The following is a 26,344-nucleotide window of genomic DNA, read 5'->3' as shown; positions in this document are numbered from 1 at the left end:
CAGCATTTGGCGCGCCTCCGCTTCAGATATTCCACAATCGTCGCCGTTGCATCCTTCGGTGCATTGCTCGCGATTTCGGCCGTCATCGTATGGTTCGCGTTCTGGTATGCGCAGCGTTCGCTGGATGCCGAGCTGAAACGCCAGGAACTGCATTTCCGCCGGATCACCGAACTCCATATCGGCGCCGAGTTGAAGCAACTCGAGAACTTTCTGCGCAGCCAGTCGCGCGACAACGCGCTTCTGAGCGCTCTGAAGGCCTCCGACATATCCGCGATCGAGAGTACCCTTGCCCGCGCGTTCTACGAGCTCGACAGCGGCCAGCTCGACATTCTCTTCCTGGCCGAGCAGGAGAAGGGCGCACTGATCGACGTGAGCTCCACGTCTTACGACACCTCGCTGATCGTCAATACGATCTCGACCGAGCCATTGCCCGGCATCGCGCGGCTGATTTCCTCCTCCAGGGATATCGGCGAGCCGCTATATGCTTTCATCAACGGGCTTCAGGTCCTCGATCCGGAAACCGGCGCCGTCGTCGCGAGACTTTTCGGTGGCGTGATCCTGAACGACAACCTGCAGATGTTGCGGGAAATCCTCGCAGACACTGACATCGTGGGAGTCGCCCTCGAGATCGACGGTCACCTGGTCTCGGAGATATCGAACATCCCCGATTTCAAATTCGGCGATCCTGCCATCGCTGAGCGGGGCCTGGGACGCGAACTCACAATACCGTTTTCCGTGCCCCAGATCGGACCGGAGACGATGGTGAGGGTGATCCGCGCCTCGAGTCCGATCGCCGAATTGCGAGAGACCTATTTCAGCCTCGTCCCGGCCGTCATCGGTCTGACGCTCGCGGTTTCGCTCCTGCTGAGCTGGTTCATCCGGCAGCTCACCAAGAGCTCGCTCTCCAAGCTCAGCGAATATGCCGATGCCGTTGCCGGAGGAATTTACGGGCGAGAGGACATCCCGCAATTCAAGCCGGGCGTCATCCTGGATTTCAACAAGCTGGGGGAGACTCTCGAGCGGGTCTTCGAGGCATTCAGGGCGAGCGAATACCAGGCGCAAACCGTGATCGACAGGGCACCCGCCGCGATCTATGCAAAGGATCTGACCGGACGATACATCATCGCCAATGCGCAGTTCCTCTCGATACTCGAACTCGAGCGCGACCGGGTCATCGGCGCAAGGGATTCCGACCTGCTTCCGGAGGAATTCGCGCGCGAAGTCCACGCATTCGAAACATCCACCAGCGAACGGACCGGTGGGGTCGTGCGGGAGCTCACGTTTCCGACCAGCGGGGGCGAGCGGGCCTATCTCGGGGCAATGTTCCCGCTCAAGCAGGAAACCGGCGAGACTTATGCACATTGTACGATCCTCGCCGACATCACCGATCGCAAGCGGACGGAAACCGCGCTCCGCCAGGCCAAGGAAGAAGCCGAATTTGCCAATTCGGCGAAGACCAGTTTCCTTGCGGGTGTGAGTCACGAACTGCGCACGCCGCTGAACGCGATCATCGGTTTCTCGGAAATGATCGCCGGCGAAGTCCTCGGCAAGATCGAGAATAGAAACTACGTCGAATATGCCGGGCACATCCAGTCGAGCGGCACGCACCTCCTCAGCCTGATCGGCGACGTGCTCGATCTTTCCGTGATCGAGTCGCGCAAGGAGACCGTGCGCGAAGAAGCCCTCGACATCGAGGAGATCTGCGAGGGCTGCTTGCGGATGATCCGTGAACAGGCGGCCGAGGCCGGGGTCGAGGTCGGCTCGAACATCGATATGCGCGGCCACGCACTCAAGGCTGACGCGCGCAGGATCCGGCAGATCCTTATCAATTTGCTGACGAATGCGGTGAAATTCACCCCCGCCGGCGGTCACGTAGTCCTGACGGGCGCGGTCGGGAAAGACCGGCGTGTTCTTCTCTCGGTGGCGGATGACGGTATCGGCATGGACAGCACCACGAAAGCCCATGCCTTCGAGCCTTTCATGCAGGGGAATTCAAGCCTGATCAGAAAAGCCGAAGGTGCCGGGCTCGGGCTCGCGCTCGTAAAACGGCTGGCCGAGCTGCACGATGCGGAGCTGCACTGCACCAGCGCCCCCGGTCAGGGCACCACGATTTCGATCGTCTTCCCCGTATCCCGATCGGTCTCGGCGCCGCCGCAAGTCGTCCCGGAGATATCCGGAAACTGAAGAAGGCGGCCGCCGAACGGCGCCGCCTTCCCTTGAAGCTCGTTTCCCGGCGGTGGCCCGCCGGATCAGTAGTCGAGAAAGCTCCGGAGTTTCCGCGAGCGGCTCGGATGCTTCAGCTTGCGGAGAGCCTTCGCCTCAATCTGGCGGATACGCTCACGGGTGACGCTGAACTGCTGGCCGACCTCTTCGAGCGTGTGGTCGGTGTTCATGCCGATGCCGAAACGCATGCGCAGCACGCGTTCTTCGCGCGGGGTCAGGCTGGCGAGCACGCGGGTCGTGGTCTCGCGCAGATTGGCCTGGATCGCCGCGTCAAGCGGCTGCACCGCGTTCTTGTCCTCGATGAAGTCGCCGAGATGGCTGTCTTCCTCATCGCCGATCGGGGTCTCGAGGCTGATCGGCTCCTTGGCGATCTTCAGCACCTTGCGCACCTTCTCCAGCGGCATGACCAGCTTTTCGGCCAGCTCTTCCGGAGTCGGCTCGCGGCCGATCTCGTGCAACATCTGGCGCGAGGTGCGCACCAGCTTGTTGATGGTCTCTATCATGTGCACGGGGATGCGGATGGTCCGCGCCTGATCGGCGATCGAGCGGGTGATCGCCTGGCGAATCCACCAGGTGGCATAGGTCGAGAACTTGTAGCCGCGACGGTACTCGAACTTGTCGACCGCCTTCATCAGGCCGATATTGCCTTCCTGGATCAGGTCCAGGAACTGCAGACCGCGGTTGGTGTATTTCTTGGCGATGGAGATCACGAGACGAAGGTTCGCCTCGACCATCTCCTTCTTCGCCCGGCTCGCCTCGCGCTCGCCCTTCTGCACGGTCTGCACGATGCGGCGGAATTCGCTGATCGGCAGGCCGGCATCCTCGGAAATCGCCGCCATGCCGTCGCGCAGCTTTGCGATCTCGGCCGCATTCTTCTCGGTGAACTTGCTCCAGCCCTTGCCGGAAAGCCCGCCGACCCGTTCGGTCCAGCTCGGATCCAGCTCGTTGCCGAAATGCTCCTTCAGGAAGGCGGCCCGGTCGACGCCGGCCTTCTCCGCCATCTTGAGCATTCTCATGTCCATGCCGGTCAGGTGCCGGTTCAGGTTGTAGAGCTGTTCGACCAGGGCCTCGATGCGGCCGTTATTGAGGCGCACGCCCTCCATCAGGTCGACCAGCTCGTCGCGGAGCTTCTCGTAGCGGCGCTCGCTCTGGGCCGTCAGCTCCTCGCCCTTCTGCAGGCGCTGCAGGCGCTTGTCCTGGACTTTCTTCAGCTTCCCGTATGTTTCGGCGATCTGGTCGAAGGTCTCAAGCACCTGGGGCGTGAGGGCGGCCTCCATGGCGGACAGAGACATGTTGTTGTCTTCGCCGTCGTCGTCTTCATCGTCATCGTCGGAAGATTCGTCGGAGGATTTCTCCTCTCCGCCGCCCTTCGCCTCGTCTTCGGTCTCGTCCTCCTCGCTTTCGGAATCGGCGGCTTCGGACTCGGTGGTTTCGGACTCGGCCTTGTCCTCTTTCTCGTTGTCGTTCTCGCCCTCGCCGTCGTCGCCCGCAGCATCCGGTCCGCCGCCATAAGTGGCGTCGAGATCGATGACGTCGCGCAGCAGGACCTTCTCTTCCTTCAGGGCGTCACGCCACTGGATCAGGGCCTTGATGGTCAGCGGACTCTCGCAGATGCCGCCGATCATCATCTCGCGGCCGGCTTCGATCCGCTTGGCGATGGCGATTTCGCCCTCGCGGGAAAGGAGCTCGACGCTCCCCATCTCGCGCAGATACATGCGGACCGGGTCGTCGGTGCGGCCCACATCGTCGTCGGCGACATTGCCGGCGACGCTCTTCTCGTCCTCGGCCTTGGCGTCGCTGCCGCTCTCTTCCTGTTCCTCGTTCTCGACCACGTTGACGCCCATCTCGCTCAGAGCGGACATCACGTCTTCGATCTGCTCGGAGGACATCTCCTCCTGAGGCAGTGCCGCGTTCACCTCGTCATAGGTGAGGTAGCCGCGCTCCTTGCCCTTCTTGATCAGATTCTTGACGGTCTGATTGACATTGTCGATCAGCGGACCGTCGGAATTCTCTTCGCGGTCCCGGTTCTCGTCTTCGTTCGCCAGCGACTGTTTCGCCATTCGTTCGTCGACCTCTCCATATGCGGCGCCGCCCCCACCCCGGGACGACCCGCCGTTGTCTTAACTCCGACCGAGGTCGGTTTCCTCAAGCGCGGCGCTGGAATTGAGCGAAGCCAGCGCCGATCGCAATGACGCCAGCCGGTTCCAACTCGCTTCGCTAAATTCCTCCGCCACCGCCCGTTCGGCATCGGCCAGTTGCGCCTCTAGCTGAGGCTTGCCGATGCGAGCCAGCAGTTCCGTCAGCCCCGCGCGCGCCTTCGAAAGCAGCGCTTCCCGCCTTGCAAAGGCGGCGTGACTCAATGTTTCCCCACTTAGAAGCCCATTGCAGGCATCCGATAACCCCAACCGCGTCAAATGGGCGATTAAGCCCTCCGAGTCAAGGCCTGGATCGGCGAGCGCAATCTCTATGATTTGCTGCCGGAGCTTGTCAAGGAAGGGATCATCGAAGGCCAGCACGCCGATCGCCTCGCCCAGTTCGTCTATGAGGGCCGGGTGATTGAGCAGGGCCGCGAGCACGATCTGCTGCTGGCGCCGCGCCATGACCGACGGAACGTTGGCGCGGTGGCCCTGAGAAATCTGCGCACCCGCATAGGCCTCCGCATATCCGCCGCGGCGCGCGCCGCGACCACCGCTATTCTCCCGACCGGCCCGGCGCATTTCCCGGATCCGGTTCTCGACGTGATCGGAGTAGCTTTCCTGTACCGTCCGCTCCGCGATCTCGCGCACCCGCGCACGCATCCGGCGCTGGAAATCCGCGATCCGTTCCGGCGTCGTGACGGGCTGGGCGGCCAACTCCTGGCGCCAGATGAATTCGGAAAGCGGGATCGCCCCGTCGAGCAGCTCGCGCATTGCCTTGGCGCCATGGTGCTTGATCACGTCGTCCGGATCCTCGCCCTGGGGCAAAGTCACGAAACGCAGGGAATGACCCGGCTTCAGCATCGGCAGCACCCGGTCGGCGGCGCGCCCGGCGGCCCGCATGCCCGCAGAGTCCCCGTCGAAGCAGACGACCGGCTCCGAGGCCAGTTTCCAGAGTTCGGCGATCTGGTCCTCGGTCAGCGCCGTGCCGAGCGGCGCCACGGCCTGCGGAAAACCGCCCTGGGACAGCGCGATCACGTCCATATAGCCTTCGGCGACGACGATCTCGTCGGCCTTGCGCGCCGCCTCGCGGGCCTGGGCAAGTCCGTAGAGCACGCGGCCCTTGTGAAAGACCGGCGTGTCCGGCGAATTCAGGTATTTCGGCTGCCCGTCGCCGAGAATGCGCCCGCCGAAAGCGATCACCCGGCCGCGCCGGTCGGTGATCGGGAAGATGATGCGGCCGCGGAAATAGTCATAGGCCGCGCCGCCATCCTCGGGTTTGCGCAGCAGCCCCGCCTCCAGCAGCAGGGCCTCCTTCACGCCTTCGGCCTTCATCGACTGGGCAAGAGCGGTGCGGCCGTCCGGCGCCCATCCGAGGCGAAAGCGAGCGATGGTGTCCTTCGTCAGACCTCGCCCGCGCAGATAGTCGAGCGCTTCGGCACCGCCCGGCCCAGCGAGTTTCTGCTCGAACCAGACGCAGGCATGTTCCAGAACGTCGTGCAGGGTCTCGCGGCGCTTCGAGCGCTCGCGGTCCTGCGGCGTCTCCTTGGGCACCTCGAGCCCGGCCATGTCGGCCAGCTTCTCGACCGCTTCCGGAAAGGCGAGGCCTTCTGTCTCCATCACGAACTTGATGATGTCGCCATGCGCCCCGCAGGCGAAGCAGTGATAGAAATTCTTGTCGTCGACGACATTCATCGACGGCTTGCTGTCCGAGTGGAACGGGCAGAGCCCCAGAAACTCGCGCCCGCGGCGCTGCAGCGTGACCCGACGTCCGACCACTTCCGACACCGGAAGCCGGGTCCTCAACTCGTCGAGGAATTGCGGCGGGAAACTCATGATGGTCGACAATCAAACCTTGCCCAAGGGGCAAAGAGTGTGAACTTGCCAGCCAAAGCGGTCAAAGGAATCCCGGATTTCGAACGCTCAGACCAGCATTTGCCGGACGATGCCGCTCGCCTTGGAGAAATCCATGCGGCCGGCATAGCGTTCCTTCAAGGCGGCCATGGCGCGGCCCATGTCCTTGAGTTCCTTCGCGCCGATTTCCTTCACCACGGTTTCCACCGCGGCGTTCATCTCGGCATCGTCGAGCTGCTGCGGCATGAACCGCCGGATGACCTCCATCTCGGCCTTTTCCTGCTCGGCGAGTTCCAGGCGACCGCCCTGCTCGTACATCCGGATCGATTCGGTCCGCTGCTTGAGCATGGTCTGCAACATGGAAAGGATCTCGTCCTCGCTGATTCCGTCCGTCTTGCCATTGCCGCGCGCGGCAATGTCACGGTCTTTCAGGGCCGCCAGAATCAATCTGATGGTGCTGACGGCACACTGATCCTTTTCCTTCAAAGCCTCTTTCAAGGCGTCACTGAATGCGGCGCGCATCATTTTATTATTACCCCTAGCCATTTCGCGGCGGGTTTCTCGTCAGACCGGCTCGCGAATTCGGCTACACCATCTCCATCGCGGCACAAAACGCAAGGCACATTTATTAACGCGTTGAATTTGCTCATTTATATGAAAAACAACGGCCTTGACCTCTCGACCCGCATTCTTTATCAAGTCGGCTTCGAAGCGTCCGGCCCGACCCGAAGACAAAGAATCTGTCTCCCAAGCGGATATCCATGCGATCCTCCGCGGTTCTCGTGTGCCGGAACCGCAGCGATTTGCCAGGGATGACCGCGATGGCGCAGCCTTCGAAAGCCGACCAAGCCAAACCAGATTTCTCCTCAGTGACCCAGCCGGAGGGCGCGACCGCCGTCCTCGTTCTGGCCGACGGGACCGTTTTCTGGGGACGAGGACTGGGGGCTGCGACCGAACGCGTCGGCGAGGTCTGCTTCAACACCTCGCTCACCGGCTATCAGGAGATCATGACCGACCCGTCCTATGCCGGTCAGATCATCACCTTCACCTTTCCCCATATCGGCAATGTCGGCGCCAATTCAATGGATGTCGAGACGACCACGCCGGCGGCCCTCGGGCTGGTGCTGCGTGCGGACATGACGGAGCCGTCGAACTACCGCTCCGAGAGGCATTTCGACGATTGGCTGAAGAGCTTCGGCCTTCCGGGCATCAGCGGCGTCGACACCCGGCGGCTGACCCGCCGGATCCGCGACGGCGGCGCGCCGACCGGCTGCCTCGCCCACGCGCCGGACGGCAGGTTCGATCTCGACGCGCTCTGGCGGAAGACACAGGACTGGCCGGGGCTCGAAGGCATGGATCTCGCGATTCAGGTCTCCTGCAGGCAGACCTATCACTGGCTTGAAGGTACCTGGGAGTTCGCCCGCGGCGGCATCGACGGCGAGGACGGTTTCGAGGTCGAGCCGGAGATCCGGCGCCATATCGTAGCGATGGATTTCGGCGCCAAGCGGAACATCCTGCGCAACCTCTCCTCGCTCGGCTGCAAGGTGACGGTGGTTCCCGCAGATACCAAGGCCGAGGATGTGCTGGCGCACCGGCCGGACGGCATCTTCCTCGCCAACGGTCCGGGCGATCCGGCGGCGACCGGCGCCTATGCGGTGCCCGAGATCAGGAAGCTGGTCGAGAGCGGCAAACCGGTCTTCGGCATCTGTCTCGGTCACCAGATGCTGGCCCTCTCGCTCGGGGCGACAACCGAGAAGATGCACCAGGGCCACCGCGGCGCGAACCACCCGGTGAAGGACCTGACCACCGGCAAGGTCGAGATCACGTCGCAGAACCACGGCTTCATGATCAGCGAGGGCAGCCTTCCCGAAGGCGTCGAAATCACACACCGCTCGCTCTTCGACGGCTCGATCGAGGGCATCCGCCTCTCCGGCCGTCCGGTCTTCTCCGTGCAATACCATCCCGAGGCCTCGCCGGGGCCGAAGGACAGCCACTATCTCTTCCAACGTTTCGTCGATTTCATCGACCAGAAAAGCTGAGCGGCCCGATGCCCAAACGTACAGATATCAAATCCATCATGATCATCGGTGCCGGTCCGATCGTCATCGGCCAGGCCTGCGAGTTCGACTATTCCGGCGCCCAGGCCTGCAAGGCGCTGAAGGAAGAAGGCTACCGGGTTATCCTGGTGAACTCGAACCCGGCAACGATCATGACCGACCCGGGCCTCGCGGACGCCACCTATGTCGAGCCGATTACGCCGGAAATGGTCGCACGGGTGATCGAAAAGGAAAAACCGGACGCGCTGCTCCCGACCATGGGCGGCCAGACCGCGCTCAACACGGCGATCTCGCTGGCCAAGGACGGCACGCTCGAGAAGCACGGTGTCGAGTTGATCGGTGCCAAGCTGGACGCGATCGAAAAGGCCGAGGATCGGCTGCTCTTCCGCGATGCGATGGACAAGATCGGCCTCGATTCACCGCGCTCAAGCCTCGTCCATTCCGTCGAGGAGGCGATGGAGGCGTTGAATCATGTCGGCCTGCCCGCGATCATGCGCCCCTCTTTCACCCTCGGCGGCGAAGGCGGCGGCGTCGCCTACAATGTCGAGGAATACGAGCAGATCATCCGCAACGGCCTGCGCGCTTCGCCGGTCAAGTCCGTGCTGGTCGAGGAAAGCGTGCTCGGCTGGAAGGAATACGAGATGGAGGTCGTCCGCGACAAGGCGGACAACTGCATCATCATCTGCTCGATCGAGAATGTCGATCCGATGGGTGTGCATACCGGCGACAGCATTACCGTCGCCCCGGCGCTGACCCTGACCGACAAGGAATACCAGCGGATGCGCGACGCCTCGATCGCCGTGCTCCGCGAGATCGGCGTCGAGACCGGCGGCTCGAACGTGCAGTTCGCCGTCAATCCGGAGAACGGCCGCCTGATCGTCATCGAGATGAACCCGCGCGTCTCGCGCTCCTCGGCGCTGGCTTCCAAGGCGACCGGCTTTCCGATCGCCAAGATCGCGGCGAAACTTGCCGTCGGCTATCTGCTCGACGAGTTGAAGAACGACATCACCGGCGGTCTGACGCCGGCGAGCTTCGAGCCGACCATCGATTACGTCGTCACCAAGATTCCGCGCTTCACCTTCGAGAAGTTCCCGAACACAACGCCGCTGCTCAGCACGGCGATGAAGTCGGTCGGCGAGGCCATGTCCATCGGCCGCAGCTTCCCCGAGAGCCTGCAGAAGGCGCTGCGCTCCATGGAGACAGGGCTCACCGGACTCAACGAAGTCGAGCTGCCGGGCGTGGACAGCGAAGGCGTCGGCCGCGAACGTGTGCTCGCCGCGCTCAGTGAACAGACGCCCGACCGCCTGCTGCGCGTCGCCCAGGCCTTCCGCGTCGGCCTTTCTCTTGAGGAGATCGCCAATGCGAGCCATTTCGACCCCTGGTTCCTGCGCCATGTCCGCGAAATCGTCGCGGTCGAAGAAGAGGTCCGGAAAAGCGGCCTGCCGGCGGCGGCGAAGGATTTCGCACGGCTGAAGAAGATGGGCTTCTCGGATGCCCGTCTCGGTGAGCTGACCGGCCAGGAGGAAAGCGAGGTCACCGCGGCGCGCCACGCGCTGGATATCCGACCGGTCTACAAGCGGATCGACACCTGCGCCGCCGAATTCCCCTCGGCCACGCCCTACATGTATTCCTGCTACGAGAGCGACGGCTACGGCGCGCCGGAATGCGAGTCCGAGCCGACGGATGCCGAAAAGGTGGTGATCCTCGGCGGCGGGCCGAACCGGATCGGCCAGGGCATCGAGTTCGACTATTGCTGCGTCCATGCCGCCTACGCGCTCTCCGAGGCCGGCTATGAGACCATCATGGTCAACTGCAACCCGGAAACCGTCTCGACCGACTACGACACGTCCGACCGGCTCTATTTCGAACCGCTGACCGCGGAGGATGTCATCGAGCTGGTCCGCAAGGAGCAGTCGAACGGCACGGTGAAGGGCGTCATCGTTCAGCTCGGCGGGCAGACCCCGCTGAAGCTCTCCCAGGCGCTTGAGAATGCGGGCATCCCGATCCTCGGCACCTCGCCGGACGCGATCGACCTCGCCGAGGACCGCAAGCGGTTCCAGAAGCTGCTGAACGATCTGGGTCTCATGCAGCCGCGGAACGGCACCGCCTTCTCCTTCGAGGAAGCGGAAAAGGTCGCGCACGAGATCGGCTATCCGGTCGTGATCCGCCCCTCCTACGTGCTCGGCGGCCGCGCGATGGAAATCGTGCACGAACCGGCACAGTTGAAACGCTACATGGAACAGGCGGTGAGAGTATCGGGCAAGAACCCGGTGCTGATCGACAGTTTCCTCAGGAGCGCCGTCGAGGTCGATGTGGACTGCCTTGCGGACGGCGAGCAGGTCTATATCGCCGGCATCATGGAGCATATCGAGGAAGCCGGCATCCATTCCGGCGACAGCGCCTGCTCCCTGCCTCCACAGAACCTGCCTGAGACCGTGATCCAGGAAATCCGCCGCCAGACGACCCTACTTGCCGAAGGCCTGAAGGTGGTCGGACTGATGAACACCCAGTTCGCGGTCAAGGATGGGGCCGTTTTCATCCTCGAGGTGAACCCGCGCGCCAGCCGGACAGTGCCGTTCGTGGCCAAGGCGACGGGCGTGCCGATCGCCAAGATCGCCAGCCGCCTCATGGCCGGCGAAAAACTGGCCGACTTCACGCTTCCGACCGAAATGCCGAAACATGTCGCCGTCAAGGAGGCCGTCTTCCCGTTCAACCGTTTCCCCGGCGTCGACATCATCCTCGGCCCGGAGATGAAGTCGACCGGCGAGGTGATGGGCATCGACAGCGATTTCGGCCGCGCCTTCGCCAAGAGCCAGATGGCGGCGAACACGCATCTGCCGACCTCCGGCACGGTTTTCGTCTCGGTGCGCGACGAGGATAAGGAAGAGATCGTGAAACTGGCGGCCGAACTGGCCGGGATGGGCTACCTGCTGCTCGCCACCGAGGGCACCGCGAACGCACTCAAGGCGGCGGGCCTCAGGGTCGACCGCACCAAGAAGGTGCTCGAAGGACGGCCGCACATCGTCGACAACATGCTCTCCGGACATGTCGATCTGGTGTTCAACACGACCGGCGGCGCGCAGGCGATTTCGGACAGTTTCAGCTTGCGTCAGACCGCGCTGACCCACAATATTCCCTATTACACGACGGTCGAAGGGGCCTGGGCCGCTGTCCAAGCAATGAAAGCACTGCGGACCGGTCGCCTTGAAGTCGCACCGTTGCAATCCTATCTCAGCGGATCGTTCTGACGACCGGCGGTAGGACCGGGCGCCACCGGTGACTCTTTTTCAGGACTACGGGTCGCCATTTTTTGAATGAACTGAGTGAATAACCGAGGTCGGTTTAATGGAAAAAGTTCCGATGACCGCGCAGGGGCTGGAAAAGCTCCAGACTGAGCTGAAACAGCTCAAGACGGTGGAACGGCCTGAGATCATCAAGGCCATCTCCGAAGCGCGTGAACACGGCGATCTGTCCGAGAACGCCGAATACCATTCCGCGCGCGAGCGCCAGAGCTTCATCGAAGGCCGCATCCTCGAGCTGGAAGACGTGACCAGCCGTGCCGAAGTGATCAATACCGCCAAGCTTGGGGGTGATACCGTGACCTTCGGTACCGTGATCGAGGTCGCGGACGAGGATACGGACGAGGAACAGACCTTCACCATCGTCGGCCCCTACGAGGCCGACATCTCGAAGGGCTACATCTCGACCTCCTCGCCGATCGCCCGCGCGATGATCGGCAAGAAGGTTGGCGAGAGCGTCGAGGTGTCGACGCCGCGCGGCTCGAAGAGCTACGAGATCCTCAGCATCTCCATCATGTGACAAGGCGGCCGGCCCCGCCGGACGGACGCGATCGGGCCCGGGTTGATCCCGGGCTCTCTCGTTTCAGCAGTCAGTTGCCGGGCGCGATCTGAAGCGGCCCGGTATCACCGATGGTGAATTTCCAGCCTTCCGCCCGGGTGCCCGCAAGGTTCAGGTTGCCGGCGAGGAAATAGAGCCGGTCGCGGTCCGCTCCCTCCGCCGTGCAGAACCGGTCCTGCAGATAGAAGGGCGGCGTCGCCTGGTAGGAGAGCCGTGCGCGCACGGAGACCGGGTCCGACGGCAGATCGGCGAGCGGCACTGCGTAAGTCAGCGTGTCGCCGCCCCCCTCGCGATAGTCCGGATCGTCCCCGACACCGAGCGCGCCCGCATCCTCGGCCATGTCCGCTCCCGCGCCGAGCGCGGCCGCGATCGCCTTGCGCTCCTCCAGCGGCAGGTAGCCGGCCGGCAGCAGCCGGTTGTCCTTCACCTCGGCGCAGATCGAGAGGAACGAGGTCGTGAGATGTCCCTCCGGCGTGGCGTCATGTCCACATTGGGGCGCCTTCGATCCGGGCTTCGGCGTGCTGACCAGTTCCTGATAGATCTGCACCTGATCCTGCCGCGAGATGGTCTGGTAATGCGGCTGGTGGTGCCGTTTCTCCGGCTCGATGCGGGCGGTACATTTCTCGTCCCACCAGACCTCTCCCGGAAGCGGTGCGCCCGATGGCCCCACGATCCGTCCCGCCCCATCCGTCGCGCCGGAGGACCAGATCACCTTGCCGAGCCGGTCCATCACGTCGAAGGTGACGAAGGCCCGCCGGAAGCCGACGCCGGACGGGAACTTGTGCCCGACATGATTGGTGATCGAAACCTCCGTCTCCAGCACCCCCCTGTCCGCATCGACGGACAGTTTCGAGACGGCGAGATCCGCCGTCGCCAGCGTCGCCTGATCCAGCATCTTCTGCTCGGTATAGATCAGCGGGTCCATGCCCTTACTGCCCATCATCGAATCCTGGGTGCGGATCCCGAGCACCTCGGGGAACTGCTGGGCCATCTTGGTCAGGAAAACGTTGAGGCCGACCAGCGTGTGCTGCGCGAAGCCCTCGCGCACCGGCAGGTCGATCTCGTCCGGCCCACGATTGAATTCCGCCTGCGGGAAGTTCGAATATTCCTGAATGCTGGCGATCCGGGACTTCACCGGCTTGCCGTCTGCGTCCCACGACGGCATGTGACAGTCCTGACAGCTCTTCGCGATGCTGCCCGGACCTTCCGGCAGCGGCCCGTCGGGCGAAGTTCCGGTCCGGTAGGCGCTGAAAGCCCATTCGGGATAGGTCAGCTGCTCGTAGACGTGCCCGACCGTCTTGCCCTCGTGCAGCACCGGCAGATGCACCGTGTGGCAGGTCCCGCAGGTCTCCGACATCGCCAGCGTCGTATTGTGTGCCGGCTTGTTGGCGAGCGCGTCGACCATCGGCGCAACCTTCGGATCCTCGAAAGGACCGAAGATCGTATCGGGGCCGCCGACGAGGAAGGATCCGGTGAAGGTCTTGGCAAAGCCCTTCGCCTTCGGATTGAGGAAAGCCTGGCGCTCCAGAACACACTTGTTCTCCGGACGCTTCGCGGCCTCGTTGGAGACCGTCTCTCCCAGCACCATGCGGTGACAGGAGGTGCATGAAATGCCGTCCCGGGCGAGCGCGCCGTAGTCGGCATATTCGATATGTTCGTTCCTCGCCTTCTCGGACGGCCACGGCGTTACCTCCACGACCTCCCGGGTGAAGGCGCCGCAGCCCGCCGGGTCCTGATCCTTCGGCATGGTCGCGATCGGCTTGATCGCGCCCGAGCTGACATCGATGCCGTACTGCCGCTGACCGAGAATGCCGTGACAGCCAAGACAGGTGTTCTCGACCAGCTTCGCGTCCGCCTTGTGGAAACTCTGCGTCTCGCTGGCGAGCTGGGCGAAGAAGATCGGATCGCGCCCGGCCAGGCCCATCGGCGAAGTCCGCCAGGAGCCGTAGGGCGAGTGGTTCCACATCTTTCCGGCCGCCGCGGCCGAACCGTCGCCATAGTCCGGCGAGACCGGCTCCGTCATGTCGAACTGCAGCCCGGTGCTGCCCGCATCGTGACAGCCGAGGCACTGGCTCGAGGTCAGGTACTCGTCGTGGATCGTCGGACCGCCGGCATGGACATAGGTCTCGTCATAAGTCTCCGACGGCATCTTCGGAACGCTCACGTAATCCGGCGCCGCCCCCGGCCCGTTCCACCGAAAGGCTTCGGTGAATGCCGGATTGTAAGAGAAGAGCGGCTGGCCGAGCCGCCGGACCGCGTCGGTCGGCAGCGTGACTTCCGGATGTTGCGAGGCGGTTTCCGGCGTCGGGTCCTCGTCCTGATTGAGGAAGACCAGCGGATGCCCCGGCTCGCCCTCGATGTTCTTCTGCGACGAGAAGGTCATGTTGTCCCGGGCCGAGGCGTGGCAGTTCATGCAGTACTGCGCGAAGCCCATATTCACCATCAGATTGCTCGACTGGTTCGCCGGATAGTCCGGCGCCCAGCCGGTCCAGCCGAACCAGCCCCAGAACCAACCGTCGTGGCTGGCCTTGGAATCCCTGACCATGATCGCCGCACCGTGGATCTTCGGGATCAGCTTCTCCGGTTCGACCGCGGAGCAGACCGAGGCCGGGGAGGAATACATCTCCTTCACGATGATCGCACCGTCGGGAACCGGGCTCTTGTCCGTCGCGCGGCCCTCGTCGGCAGGGGTCCGGTTCTCCCGGATCCAGTCGAACATGTCGGGCGAATACCAGATCACCACCGGTGCATGGGTCCCGTGATAGGTTCCCCTCCATTCGCCGCCGATGAGGCGCGCGGTTTCCGGCCCGGTATCGCGGACATACTTGTCGCGCACCCAGCCCGCGGTCTTGTCGCGGTGGCAGAAACTGGTGAAATACTCCTGCAGCTTCAGCTCGTATTCACGGAGCGGAAGCGCGGACGGATCGCGCACCACCGGATCGAGTTTCTTGCAGAGCGCAATATCCGTCGGCAGCACATCGACGTTCTGCGCTTCGATACATGTCGCGGTCGCCGCACCTGCGCCCAGTCCCAGAAACAGCGCACCGGACACCAGAATTGTCCTCAATCGAGTGCTGACATGCATGATCATCTCCCGTTCACCGGCACGCATATGTGATGGCGCTATTTTCCCGGGAGGATAGGTGAATTGCTTTACAACCAAAAGGTCTCCCCTGTTCGGTTAATCGAAAATGACAGTCCGGGATTCGAGAGATCAGGCTCGATCGGCCACGGCCGCTTCCTGGCGTTCGCCGGGCACGGGCCGATCACCGGCCGGACCTGATGCGCCGACGCGGCGGGAAGGCTTGACAGACACGACCGCCCGCCTTTAAGTCTGGGGACCAGCGCCGATTTGATCTCAGATTGCGGGCGCTTAACAAATGCGGCTAAAGAGGGATTTCGATCCGTCCGGCGCCGCCGCGACGGTTTTTTTGTTTTCGGCCCGGTCCGGCCCACAGGACCCGCGGGATTTGAGGGCAGCTTGCATCCGCGTCACCAAGTGCTAAAGCGCCACGGGGAAAGCTCCCGTGGGCCCGCAGGAGACCTGGGAGTTAAGACCATGAGCGACAAGACCAACCCCGCCTTCACCGAAGCCGTCGACTGGGATCTCGAGACCCGCCTCGTGCGCGGCGGCACCCGCCGGTCCGAGTTCGGCGAGACCGCCGAGGCCCTCTTCCTGACCTCCGGCTATGTCTACGAGAGCGCTGATTCCGCCGAAGCCCGGTTCAACGGCGAAGAAGACGGCTTCATGTATTCCCGTTACGGCAACCCGACGGTCCAGATGTTCGAGGACCGGATGGCGTTGCTGGAAGACGCGGAGACCTGTTTCGCCACGGCGAGCGGCATGGCTGCGGTGTGGGCGGCGCTGATCTCTCAGCTGAAGACCGGCGATCACGTGGTCGCGGCGCGCGCCCTGTTCGGCTCCTGCCACCACATCCTGACCAAGATCTTCCCGAAATTCGGCATCGAGGCGACGCTGATCGACGGCACCGACATCAACCAGTGGCGCGGCGCGGTGCGACCGAACACCAAGGTCTTTTTCTTCGAGACCCCGTCCAATCCGACGCTGGAGATCATCGACATTCCCGCCGTGGTCGAGATCGCCCACAAGGCCGGGGCGACGGTCGTGGTCGACAATGTCTTTTCGACCCCGATCCTGCAGCAGCCGATCCGCCTCGGCGCCGATATCTCGGTCTATTCCGGCACCAAGCATATAGACGGACAGGGCCGCACCCTCGGCGGCGCGGTGCTCTGCTCGAACGCCTTCCGCAAGGACCATCTCGAGCCCTTCATGCGCCATACCGGCGGCTGTCTCAGCCCGTTCAACGCCTGGGTTCTGCTGAAGGGCCTCGAGACCCTCGATCTCCGGGTGCAGCGCCAGTGCGAGAACGCGCAGAGGATCGCCGAATTCCTCGAGAGTCACGACAAGATCGGGCGGGTGATCTATCCCGGTCTCGCGTCCCACCCGCAGCACGCGCTCGCGGCAAGGCAGATGAGCGGCTTCGGCACTCTGGTCTCGTTCGACGTCAAGGGGGGCAAGGAGGCGGCGTTCAAGCTCCTGAACGGACTCGAGATCGTCGATATCTCGAACAATCTCGGCGACACCAAGAGCCTGATCACCCATCCCTACACCACCACCCACCGGGCGATGGAAGAAGCGGATCGGGCCGCGCTCGGAATCGGCCAGGGCCTGGTGCGGATCTCGGCCGGAATCGAGAGTGCATCCAACCTGATCGGGGATCTCGGCCAGGCCCTCGACGCGGTCTGAAATCCGACGAGCCCCGAAATCCACCCGAAAGAGTCGACTCGCGAACCAATTCAACTAATATTTGTATAAAATATTTATTGAAGTGAACAGGAGGGCGTTCATGGCCCGTCTGGAGCCACATCTCTTCAATCGGTCCACATTCCTCTACGCCGAACGCATTTCGATAGAAAAGCTGCCGGACGAGTCACTTGTCCGGCACACTCATGCCTTCTGGCGCGGGCTCGTTGCGGCGCCGGCGCTCCCCGCACGATCGGACTTCACGCCCCTCGACATTCCGAGATCTGTCCTTCCGTGGCTGTTCATCATTGACGTCCTCAGAGAACCGGACGGCCGGCTCGATTATCGCTACAGGCTTGCGGGGACCAGCAATGTCTCCCTGGTCGGTCGGGATCCTACAGGGAGACTCGCGTCCGAGATCTTCACGAACGATGACCAAGCGTTCATGCTCAGGAGTATGGATATCACGGTTGCCGAGGCGGAACCGACATTCTGGAGCGCCGCCGTGCCGCATGAGCGGATCGAGAAGGTCGACCTTTGGCGCGGCCTGTTCCCGCTCGCCGAGGACCGCTTGTCCGTTGATACCCTTCTGGGAATCGCCGTACCGCAACAACTTGGCCCTGATTGATGCTCAACCAGCGGCCGGACCTCGATCTCGCCCCGGTTGGCGAAGACGATGCGCATGAGATCATGCTGCTATTGAACCGGATTATCGACGCCCGGACCTATACGAGCATGACAGAGACGATGAGTGTCGCGGACCAGCGACGATTCATCGCCACGTTGCCCGATCGGGCGATCTACCTTGCAGCCCGGGACGGCAGGTCGGGGAGGATATTGGGGGTGCAGGATTGCCTGCCCGCCCCGGAGGATAAAGAACAATGCGATATCAGCACATTCGTCTCGCTTGATGCTTTCCGCAGGGGCATCGGTCGCGCCCTGTTCGAACGGACCGCGGACGACGCCCGGCAGCTCGGGTACCGCCGGATACGCGCCGTAATGCGCACTGACAACACGCACGCGCTCAATTATTACGGCGCCATGGGTTTTCGCACCGCATTGTCCCGAAATGGCAAGACCGAGGCGATCCTCGAGCTTCCGGCCTAACTCTGCCGCCGGGCCATCAGCCCGCGCAGCGCTTCGGCGGCCTTTTCCGCGTCGCGAAGCGGCTCGTATAAGAACGGTTCGACATGCCCGGCGAAGTGCCGCGTCAGGCCGCGCTCCCTCAGCGTTTTCTGGAAGGTTCCGATCCGCCCCGAGGGCACGAGCAGATCGGCGACATAGACTCCCTTTCCGGAGGAGCAGGCCTCCGAGGTCATATTCACCGAATCCGAGCTGACGACGATCGCATCGGCGGCGCCGAGGAACCCGAAATAGGGGTTCTCGCCCGTCCCGTCCCAGAGCATGGCGGCCGGTTCAGCCTCGGCGAGCGCCTTGAGCGCATGCGCAAGAGGTTCCGGCGTCCGGCGCGATACCGTCATCATCAACCCGCAACCGCAATCGATAAGTTGCTCCAGATCCCGCACGAATTGCTCGGCCAGGGCCGGATCGATTTTTTGTTTCCGCGTCGGACCACCGACCGCGACCAGCACGCGCGGGCCCGGCAGCGACCGGATCAGGCCCGAAAACCGGGCCGCCTCGGCCTTCAGGTCGGTGAAGGCGAGCGCGTTCAGCGAACCGGTGCTGAGAATCACATTCGCACCGCGGACCGGGTCGTGCTCCGGGACCACCAGCGCATCGAACGATTCCGGATCGATCCTCGGATCCTGAATCTGCACAGCGAAACTGCGCCCTCCCGAACGCGTCTTCACGGACAGCACGGCCCCTGCCGTACGGCGGCCGCACCCGATCACCAGGTCCGGCCAGGGCGGTTCGAGCCGGTCTCCCCCGGCAGCGGCCGGGATCGCCCGCCGGGCGCCGAGGGACGGAAAGGCGCGCAGCCAGGGCGCAGGACGGATCCGTTTGACGGCCGGATCGAGTTCCAGCGCGCGCGCAAGGGCGAGGGACTGGACCTCCATGCCGCGCGTGCCGTCGCTGATGATCCAGGCAGAGATTTCGTCCGGCGGACTCATGAACCGCTCCAGTCAAAAGAAACACGCACGATAATGACAAAGAGATGTAATAATCTTGCGCAAACTATGCGATCTGCTCTATCCTGCACTGCAATAACCGGCAAGGGAAATTCCCTTGCTCCGAGCCAGCCATTCCGAACTCAGGGAGTCATCCACCATGCGGCGCGTCAAGCTCGACCGTATCGATCGGCGCATTCTTCGCGACCTGCAGGACAACGGGCGCATGACCAACGTGGACCTGGCGAACCGCGCCGGCATCTCCGCGCCGCCCTGCCTCCGGCGTGTCCGTGCCCTCGAGGAGGCCGGCTTCATCCGCGGCTATCATGCCGATGTCAATCCCGAGGCGCTCGGCTACAAGGTGACGATCTTCGCCTTCGTCGGCCTCAACAGCCAGGCTGAGGACGATCTCGTCGCCTTTGAGGAAATGGTCGAGGACTGGCCCGAGGTTCGCGAATGCCACATGCTGTCCGGCGAAACCGATTTCCTGCTGAAGGTCGTCGCCAAGGACTGGGACACGTTCCAGAAATTCCTGACCACCCGCCTCACTCCGGCGCCGAATGTCTCGCACGTGAAGACCGCACTCTCGTTTCGCACCCGCAAACAATTGCCGGGCGTACCGGTCGAGATCGATGTCGAGGACGACGACGAGGCCGACGGCGAGGAATAGCGCCGACCGGCGAGGGAACGAGCCCCATGCGCGTATTGCTGCAAAGAGTGAGCGAAGCCGCCGTCCGGGTCGACGGAGAGATCGTCGGCGAGATCGGACGCGGTCTTCTGGCGCTCGTCTGCGCTGTCGACGGCGATGGCACTGCGGAAGCGGAAAGGCTCGCGGCGAAAACCGCCAAACTGCGGATCTTCGAGGACGATGCCGGAAAGATGAACCGCTCGGTCGCGGATATCGGCGGTGGCGTTCTCGTCGTCTCGCAATTCACGCTCGCGGCGGATACCCGCAAGGGCAATCGGCCGAGCTTCATCGGCGCTGCCGCGCCGGAAACCGCGAACCCCCTCGTCGACCATTTCGGCGCCGCGCTCGAGGCGGCGGGCCTGCCGGTCGCCAGGGGACGATTTGCGGCCGACATGAAGGTCTCGCTGGTCAATGACGGACCGGTCACGATCTGGCTGGACAGCGCGGCATGACGGTATCGGGAAAGCATCTCGGCGCTGCCGCTGCCTTCCTGCTCTTCGCAGCCTGCAGCAGCGCGCCCCCGCCGAGCGGCAAGCTTCCGCCGAACCCCGAGCGAAAACCCGGCGCGGCCCTGACCCTGATCGACACAGAGCCGACGGGCTTGCGCTGCAAGGTGTCCGGCGGCAAGGCGCCGCCTCTCGCCGTGACAACACCGCGCCTCGTCTCGCTGCTGCCGTTTGGCCGGGAGCCGGTGGTCGATTGCTTCGCCGACGGCTATTTCCGTGTTCGCAAAGCCGTGCCCGCGCGTCCGGCGGAGACGATCGTCGCGCGCTTGTCGATGCCCGGGATGGTCGATCCGGCTTTCGGCCCGGACCTGGACGCAGAACCGGCCTCCGGCGGCATGGTGTTTCCGCAATGGGTGCGGATCAGCCTTCAGGAAAGCGATTTCCGGACGGCGGCAGAGCGCGACCGCTACTACGCGGCAGAAGCCATCCGCATCCAGCAGGCCTGGGGCGCTGTCGAACTTCGCCTGAATGCAGCGTGCGACGGATACCGGAAACCCGAGGCAAAAGGTCTCATTCTGATGAGTCCCGAATGCCGCAAAGCCCGCAGAATTCTTGACGAAAGGCGGTCGGCGGACCTCTCGGCCTCGGAAGTCAACCGGCGTCAATCCACCATACGATAAGCCGGGCACTTGCCACAATTGCTGCGGCGCGGCACTCTCGCGATCGTCTGCGCAGGCACGAATTCGATCGCGGAACGCACGGGAGAGAAACGAATGAAAATCGGCATCGCTAGGGAAAGGCGACCTCACGAGGCGCGGGTGGCCGCATCTCCGGACACGGTCAAGAAGTTCGTCTCCATGGGGCTCGAGGTTGCGATCGAAAGCAGCGCCGGGCTGACCGCGGCCTATACCGACGCGGCCTACGAGGCTGCGGGCGCGAAGATCGTCAAGACCGCCAAGGACGCCCTCGCAAGCGCCGACATCGTGCTCAAGGTCCGCAAGCCGATCGGCCCGGGCGCCGAGGTGGAAAAGGAAGCGGACGAGATCGCGCTGATGAAGAGCGGCGCGACCCTGATCTCGCTGATGGAACCCTACAAGGACCGGGCGCTGGTCGACGCGCTGGCTGCCAAGAAGATCACCACCTTCGCGCTTGAGATGGTGCCGCGGATCACCCGCGCCCAGTCCATGGACGTGCTCTCCAGCCAGGCCAACCTCGCCGGCTACAAGGCCGTTCTGGATGCTTGCAACGAGTTTGGCCGCGCCTTTCCGATGATGATGACCGCAGCCGGCACCGTACCGCCGGCCCGCGTTCTGGTCATGGGTGCCGGCGTCGCCGGCCTGCAGGCGATCGCGACGGCCAAACGGCTTGGCGCCGTGGTCTCCGCGACCGACGTGCGGCCGGCCGCGAAGGAACAGGTCGAGAGCCTCGGCGGCACTTTCGTCGCGGTCGAGGACGAGGAATTCAAGGAAGCGGAGACCGCCGGCGGTTACGCCAAGGAGATGAGCGACGCCTACAAGAAGAAGCAGGCGGAGCTGATCGCGGAGACGCTGAAGAAACAGGACGTCGTCATCTGCACGGCGCTGATTCCCGGCCGGCCGGCCCCGGAGCTTGTCTCCGAGGAGATGGTGAAGACCATGAAGCCGGGTTCGGTGATCGTCGATCTCGCGGTCGAGCAGGGCGGCAACTGCCCGCTCTCCGAGTTCGGCAAGGTGGTCAAGAAGCACGGCGTCACGATCGTCGGACATGCCAATGTGCCGAGCCGCATCGCCGTCGACGCGAGCGCGCTCTATGCCAAGAACGTGCTGAACTTCCTGACGCCGCTCTACGATGGCGAGGCCAAGACCCTGAAGATCGATCTCGAGGACGAGATCGTGAAGGGCTCGCTGATCACCCGGGACGGCGAGGTCGTGCACCCGTCCGTCCTCGCGGTCGAGGCGGAGAAGTCCGCGAAGAAACCTGCGGCCAAGCCCGCCGCCAAGCCGAAGGCCCCGCGCAAGACGGCCGCAAAGAGCACCGCCAAGCCGAAGGCCGCGACGGCGACCGCCGCCGAGAAACCGGCGCAAGCTTCCGATAAAGAGGGGGATGCCTGATCCATGGATGCCACCCAGATTGAACAGAAGGCGAAGGCGCTTGCCGAGCAGGCAGCCAGCCTCGCCGGCGAGATCACGCAGTTCGCGACCGAGGCAGGGAGCGTCGCGACGGATGCCGCCGCGGCCGCGAATTCCGGGCCCTACAGTTTCATCTCGCTCTTCACGGTCTTCGTCCTGGCCTGCTTCGTCGGCTATTACGTGGTCTGGAAAGTGACCCCGGCTTTGCACTCGCCGCTGATGGGCGTGACCAACGCGATCTCCTCCGTGATCATCGTCGGCGCCCTGATCGCCGCCGGTCCGGCGGAGATGAACTTTTCCCAGATCATGGGCTTCTGTGCCGTGGTGCTGGCCTCCGTGAACATCTTCGGCGGCTTCATCGTCACGCAGCGCATGCTGTCCATGTTCAAGAAGAAGCGCTGAGGCGGGGGACACAGACATGACCGAGAATCTCTCAGCCTTCCTCTACCTCATCTCGAGCATCTGCTTCATCATGGCGCTGAAGGGACTCAGCTCTCCGGACAGCGCCCGGCAGGGCAACATGTTCGGCATCGCCGGCATGGCGATCGCCATCGTCACGACCCTGGCGATGCCGGAGGTGATGAGCTACGGCACCATCCTCGCCGGGATCGTGATCGGCGGCTCCATCGGTGCCTTCATCGCCCGCAAGATCGAGATGACGGCACTGCCGCAGCTCGTCGCGGCATTCCACAGCCTGGTCGGCCTCGCCGCCTGTTTCGTCGCCGCGGCCGCATTCTTCCGGCCGGAGGCATACGGCATCGGCACGCCGGGTGACATCGCCGTCGGCTCGCTGGTGGAAATGGCCATCGGCCTCGCCATCGGCGCGGTGACCTTCACCGGTTCGATCATTGCTTTCGGCAAGCTGCAGGGCATCCTCTCGGGCGCACCGGTCACCTTCGGTGGCCAGCATCCTCTGAACGCGGCGCTCGGCATCCTGCTGATCGCGCTGGTGATCTGGCTCTGCGTCAGCCAGAGCCCGACCGCCTTCTGGGCGATCTTCCTGCTCGCCCTGGTCCTCGGCATCCTGATCATCATCCCGATCGGCGGCGCCGACATGCCGGTCGTGATCTCGATGCTGAACTCCTATTCCGGCTGGGCCGCCTGCGGCATCGGCTTCACCCTCGGCAATTCGCTGCTGATCATTACCGGGGCGCTGGTCGGCTCCTCCGGCGCGATCCTCAGCTACATCATGTGCAAGGGCATGAACCGCTCCTTCTTCAGCGTCATCCTCGGCGGCTTCGGCGGCGAGAGCGAGGCGGCGGCGGCGGGTGGCCCCGGCGGCGACAAGTCGGTCAAGTCCGGCAGCGCGGACGACGCGGCCTTCATCATGGAGAACGCCTCCTCCGTCATCATCGTGCCGGGCTACGGCATGGCGGTGGCGCAGGCACAGCATGCGCTGCGCGAACTGGGCGACCTGCTGAAGACCAAGGGCGTGAAGGTGCGTTACGCCATCCACCCTGTCGCGGGCCGCATGCCGGGACACATGAACGTGCTGCTGGCCGAAGCCAACGTGCCTTACGAGGACGTGCTGGAGCTGGAGGAGATCAACCGCGATTTCAGCCAGACCGACGTCGCTTTCGTGATCGGCGCCAACGACGTGACCAACCCGGCGGCGAAGACCGACCCGGCGAGCCCGATCTACGGCATGCCGATCCTCGATGTGGAGAACGCCAAGACCGTGCTCTTCGTCAAACGCGGCATGTCGTCGGGCTATGCCGGGGTCGAGAACGAGCTCTTCTTCCGCGACAACACGATGATGCTGTTCTCCGACGCGAAGAAGATGTGCGAGGAGATCGTGCAGGCGCTCGACTAGAGGACTGTGTCAGTCCGAACGAAAGAGGGGGACGCTTCCGGCGCCCCCCTTTTTTTGGCGCATTTTTGCCTATGCGCCCTGTGCAAATACCCCTGAATTCATGAAGAAAGTTCATCCGTACAATAATACGACAGAAGAAAGACATACCAAACTGCGACATCTTGAGTAATTCTATATAAAATTAAGATATTGATAATTGATCCTGGCTTAGGCTCGCCCGACATCAGACGGAGCCATTGCCAATGGATTTTTTCGCCGCGATCCGAAACGCTGGTTTCTGGACGGCTTTCCTTTCGACCCTTGCCATCACCGGACCGGCGCGGAGCGCGGAGATAGATCCGATCTCTCGTATGTCGCTCGAATACCTCATGAACATGGAGGTAACGACGGTCTCGAAGCAGCCCGAAAGGATCCAGAACGCTGCCGCCGCCGTTTCGGTCCTGACCCGCGAAGAGATTCAACGCTCCGGGGCCACCACCTTGCCGGACGCCCTGCGACTGGTTCCCGGTGTCAATGTCGCGCGGATCAATGCCAATAGCTGGGCGGTGAGCATCCGCGGCTTCAATAGCCGGTTCGCCAACAAGCTGCTGGTCATGATTGACGGGCGCAGCATCTATTCACCGCTGTTCTCCGGGGTGTTCTGGGACCGCTATAACGTTCCGATCAGCGATATCGACCGAATCGAGGTCGTCCGCGGCCCCGGGGGAACGCTCTGGGGCGCGAACGCCGTGAACGGCGTGATTAACATCATCACGCGTCACTCCAGCGAGACCCAGAATACGCGCGCGGAGCTCTCCGTCGGCACAGAGCGCCTCGGCGATGTCTTTCTCAGCCAGGGCAGCGCCCTGAGCAAGGACGCGACCTACCGGCTTTCGGGCAATTTCTCCTCCTATGCCGCCTCCGATCTGCCGGACGGTAGCGATGCCGGCGACGACTGGTACAACGGACAGGCCAATCTGCGGGTAGACTGGACACCGACGGGCATGGACGAATTGCTCATCGAGAGCGGGGTGAACCAGGTCACGGCGGCGGGAAAACAGACCGCGCCAAGCCTGAGCGCACCGTATTCCGAGACGCGCGACGGCGAGATCGACCGGCACGGGCTGTATCTGAACGGCAAGTGGACGCGGCAGCTGAGCGCGACCTCGAACTTCTCCCTTCAGGGCTTTCTCGACTACCGCTACATGGATCTGGAGGCGCCCGATCTCGGCGAGCGGCGCACCACCGCCGACGCCCAGTTCCAGCACAACTCACGCGTGGCCAGCGAGATCGACCTGACCTGGGGCGGTGGCTATCGCGCGATCTTCTCGGACCTGGAATCGGAATACGAACTCGAGATCGACCCCGAGGACGAGACCTTTCATATCTACAATGCCTTCGCCCAGGCTTCCCGCGGATTCTTCGACGACCGGGTCGAACTGACGATCGGCAGCAAGATCGAGCACCATTCGCAATCGGGCTCCGAGGTTCAGCCCTCCGTCCGCGGCCTGTGGAACGTCACGCCGCGGCATGCGCTCTGGGGTGCCGTTTCGACCGCAGCGAGGACGCCCGGGATCGAGAGCAATGCAACGGTCCGGAACCTCGTCGTTCCTCCCGGAACCCCGAATAACCCCAGCGCATTGCCGTTGACCCCGAGCGTTCAGGGCAATCCCGAACTCGACGCGGAACGGGTCACCGCCTACGAGATCGGCTATCACGGACGCCTCCTCGACGAGCTGTCGGTCGATATTGCGGGTTTCGTGAACGAGTACGACAACCTCCTCCTGAGTTCAGACGCGGGAGAGGTCGCTGTCCGGACGGCCTCCGGCATCGCCTATATCGACTCGCCTGTGGTGATCAACAATCAGGCCGAGGCACGGACCTTCGGCATGGAGGTCAGCGGTGTCTGGGAGCCGATGTCTTCCTGGCGTCTGCGCGCGAGCTATTCCTGGCTGCACGAGGACATCGAGGCGCCGGCCGGTGCCGAGGGCAATGCCCCGGAACACCAGGCCGCGCTCCAGTCCTTCTACGACATCGACGAGGAATGGCGCTTTGACAGCGTGCTGCGGTTCGTTGACGAGCTGTCGAACGTCGGCGCGGATGCCTATGTCAATCTCGACGCGCGCCTTTCCTGGCAACCGAGGGCCGGACTCGAGATTGCGCTCACCGGGCGCAACCTGATCGACTCGGGTTATCTCGAATATGGCGTCGAGCGGCCCGTCAGTCCAATCCCGCAAGCATCCGAGACGGCTCGCTCCGTCATGCTCTCGGTCGCGGCGAAATTCTAGAAGCGGTGACCACGACACTTTCATACGCTCGCGGCCGACCCGTCCGGACGCTCAAGTGTCT

Annotated in this window: 18 protein-coding genes and 1 pseudogene; 14 read left to right on the top strand and 5 right to left on the bottom strand. The window is 63.5% G+C overall.

Annotated elements, in window-relative coordinates:
• The first annotated feature begins 6 nt into the window (after positions 1-6).
• Positions 7-2,184 (top strand): ATP-binding protein, encoded by a 2,178-nt coding sequence (locus tag ACOOE1_RS17795; RefSeq protein WP_420403546.1) that lies wholly within the window; start codon positions 7-9, stop codon positions 2,182-2,184.
• Between the two features lie 65 nt (positions 2,185-2,249).
• On the opposite strand, the gene rpoD is transcribed toward ACOOE1_RS17795, so the two are convergent.
• From rpoD to ACOOE1_RS17780, 3 genes are all read right to left on the bottom strand, one after another.
• Positions 2,250-4,283 carry an RNA polymerase sigma factor RpoD gene (gene rpoD / locus ACOOE1_RS17790; RefSeq protein WP_420403545.1) on the bottom strand — a complete coding sequence of 678 codons (2,034 nt, stop codon included), beginning with the start codon at positions 4,281-4,283 and terminating at the stop codon, positions 2,250-2,252.
• 60 nt (positions 4,284-4,343) lie between these two features.
• Complete coding sequence (gene dnaG, locus ACOOE1_RS17785; protein ID WP_420403544.1) at positions 4,344-6,206, bottom strand: DNA primase; 1,863 nt, start codon at positions 6,204-6,206, stop codon at positions 4,344-4,346.
• Positions 6,207-6,281: 75 nt separating this feature from the next.
• Positions 6,282-6,737 (bottom strand): GatB/YqeY domain-containing protein, encoded by a 456-nt coding sequence (locus ACOOE1_RS17780; protein ID WP_420403543.1) that lies wholly within the window; start codon positions 6,735-6,737, stop codon positions 6,282-6,284.
• Between the two features lie 296 nt (positions 6,738-7,033).
• On the opposite strand from ACOOE1_RS17780, the gene carA reads away from it, so the two are divergent.
• The 3 genes from carA to greA all read left to right on the top strand — a co-directional run bounded on the left by carA (position 7,034) and on the right by greA (position 12,088).
• The gene (gene carA, locus ACOOE1_RS17775) at positions 7,034-8,251 is read left to right on the top strand and encodes a glutamine-hydrolyzing carbamoyl-phosphate synthase small subunit (RefSeq protein ID WP_420403542.1); all 1,218 of its coding nucleotides are present in this window, start codon (positions 7,034-7,036) and stop codon (positions 8,249-8,251) included.
• An 8-nt stretch (positions 8,252-8,259) separates the two neighbouring features.
• Complete coding sequence (gene carB, locus ACOOE1_RS17770; RefSeq protein WP_420403541.1) at positions 8,260-11,517, top strand: carbamoyl-phosphate synthase large subunit; 3,258 nt, start codon at positions 8,260-8,262, stop codon at positions 11,515-11,517.
• Positions 11,518-11,614: 97 nt separating this feature from the next.
• Positions 11,615-12,088: a transcription elongation factor GreA gene (gene greA, locus ACOOE1_RS17765; RefSeq protein ID WP_420403540.1), complete on the top strand. Its 474-nt coding sequence runs from the start codon at positions 11,615-11,617 to the stop codon at positions 12,086-12,088.
• Between the two features lie 70 nt (positions 12,089-12,158).
• On the opposite strand, the gene ACOOE1_RS17760 is transcribed toward greA, so the two are convergent.
• A complete protein-coding gene (locus ACOOE1_RS17760; protein WP_420403539.1) occupies positions 12,159-15,212 on the bottom strand; it encodes a cytochrome P460 family protein in 3,054 nt (1,017 codons plus the stop codon).
• Between the two features lie 474 nt (positions 15,213-15,686).
• Between ACOOE1_RS17760 and metZ the strand changes: the two genes are divergently transcribed.
• The 3 genes from metZ (at position 15,687) to ACOOE1_RS17745 (ending at position 17,999) form a co-directional block, all read left to right on the top strand.
• Entirely contained in the window at positions 15,687-16,895 is a 1,209-nt protein-coding gene (gene metZ / locus ACOOE1_RS17755; protein ID WP_420403538.1) for an O-succinylhomoserine sulfhydrylase, read from the top strand.
• Positions 16,896-16,995: 100 nt separating this feature from the next.
• On the top strand, positions 16,996-17,520 hold the full coding sequence (locus ACOOE1_RS17750; RefSeq protein WP_420403537.1) for a PAS domain-containing protein: 525 nt from the start codon (positions 16,996-16,998) through the stop codon (positions 17,518-17,520).
• Positions 17,520-17,999, top strand: coding sequence for a GNAT family N-acetyltransferase (locus ACOOE1_RS17745; RefSeq protein ID WP_420403536.1), 480 nt, complete (start codon positions 17,520-17,522; stop codon positions 17,997-17,999). The genes ACOOE1_RS17750 and ACOOE1_RS17745 overlap by 1 nt, the downstream gene beginning before the upstream one ends.
• On the opposite strand, the gene ACOOE1_RS17740 is transcribed toward ACOOE1_RS17745, so the two are convergent.
• Positions 17,996-18,964, bottom strand: coding sequence for a mitochondrial fission ELM1 family protein (locus ACOOE1_RS17740; RefSeq protein WP_420403535.1), 969 nt, complete (start codon positions 18,962-18,964; stop codon positions 17,996-17,998). The genes ACOOE1_RS17745 and ACOOE1_RS17740 overlap by 4 nt on opposite strands.
• Before the next feature lie 157 nt (positions 18,965-19,121).
• Here ACOOE1_RS17740 and ACOOE1_RS17735 point away from each other — a divergent pair, with 157 nt between their 5' ends.
• The 7 genes and pseudogenes from ACOOE1_RS17735 to ACOOE1_RS17705 all read left to right on the top strand — a co-directional run bounded on the left by ACOOE1_RS17735 (position 19,122) and on the right by ACOOE1_RS17705 (position 26,283).
• Entirely contained in the window at positions 19,122-19,631 is a 510-nt protein-coding gene (locus ACOOE1_RS17735) for an Lrp/AsnC family transcriptional regulator (protein ID WP_420403534.1), read from the top strand.
• A gap of 26 nt (positions 19,632-19,657) precedes the next feature.
• Positions 19,658-20,101 (top strand): D-aminoacyl-tRNA deacylase, encoded by a 444-nt coding sequence (dtd, locus tag ACOOE1_RS17730; RefSeq protein WP_420403533.1) that lies wholly within the window; start codon positions 19,658-19,660, stop codon positions 20,099-20,101.
• A complete protein-coding gene (locus ACOOE1_RS17725; protein ID WP_420403532.1) occupies positions 20,098-20,775 on the top strand; it encodes a hypothetical protein in 678 nt (225 codons plus the stop codon). Before dtd ends, ACOOE1_RS17725 begins: the two co-directional genes overlap by 4 nt.
• A gap of 93 nt (positions 20,776-20,868) precedes the next feature.
• Positions 20,869-22,104, top strand: a pseudogene (locus ACOOE1_RS17720) (Re/Si-specific NAD(P)(+) transhydrogenase subunit alpha); the annotation flags it as partial.
• A gap of 84 nt (positions 22,105-22,188) precedes the next feature.
• Positions 22,189-22,605, top strand: coding sequence for an NAD(P) transhydrogenase subunit alpha (locus ACOOE1_RS17715; protein WP_420403531.1), 417 nt, complete (start codon positions 22,189-22,191; stop codon positions 22,603-22,605).
• Positions 22,606-22,621: 16 nt separating this feature from the next.
• Complete coding sequence (locus ACOOE1_RS17710; RefSeq protein WP_420403530.1) at positions 22,622-24,016, top strand: NAD(P)(+) transhydrogenase (Re/Si-specific) subunit beta; 1,395 nt, start codon at positions 22,622-22,624, stop codon at positions 24,014-24,016.
• Between the two features lie 242 nt (positions 24,017-24,258).
• Positions 24,259-26,283, top strand: coding sequence for a TonB-dependent receptor plug domain-containing protein (locus tag ACOOE1_RS17705; RefSeq protein WP_420403529.1), 2,025 nt, complete (start codon positions 24,259-24,261; stop codon positions 26,281-26,283).
• The last annotated feature ends 61 nt before the right edge of the window (positions 26,284-26,344 follow it).

Source organism: Nisaea sp. (genome assembly GCF_965216895.1).
Lineage (GTDB): Bacteria > Pseudomonadota > Alphaproteobacteria > Thalassobaculales > Thalassobaculaceae > Nisaea.
This window is presented reverse-complemented; position numbering and strand designations above follow the sequence as displayed.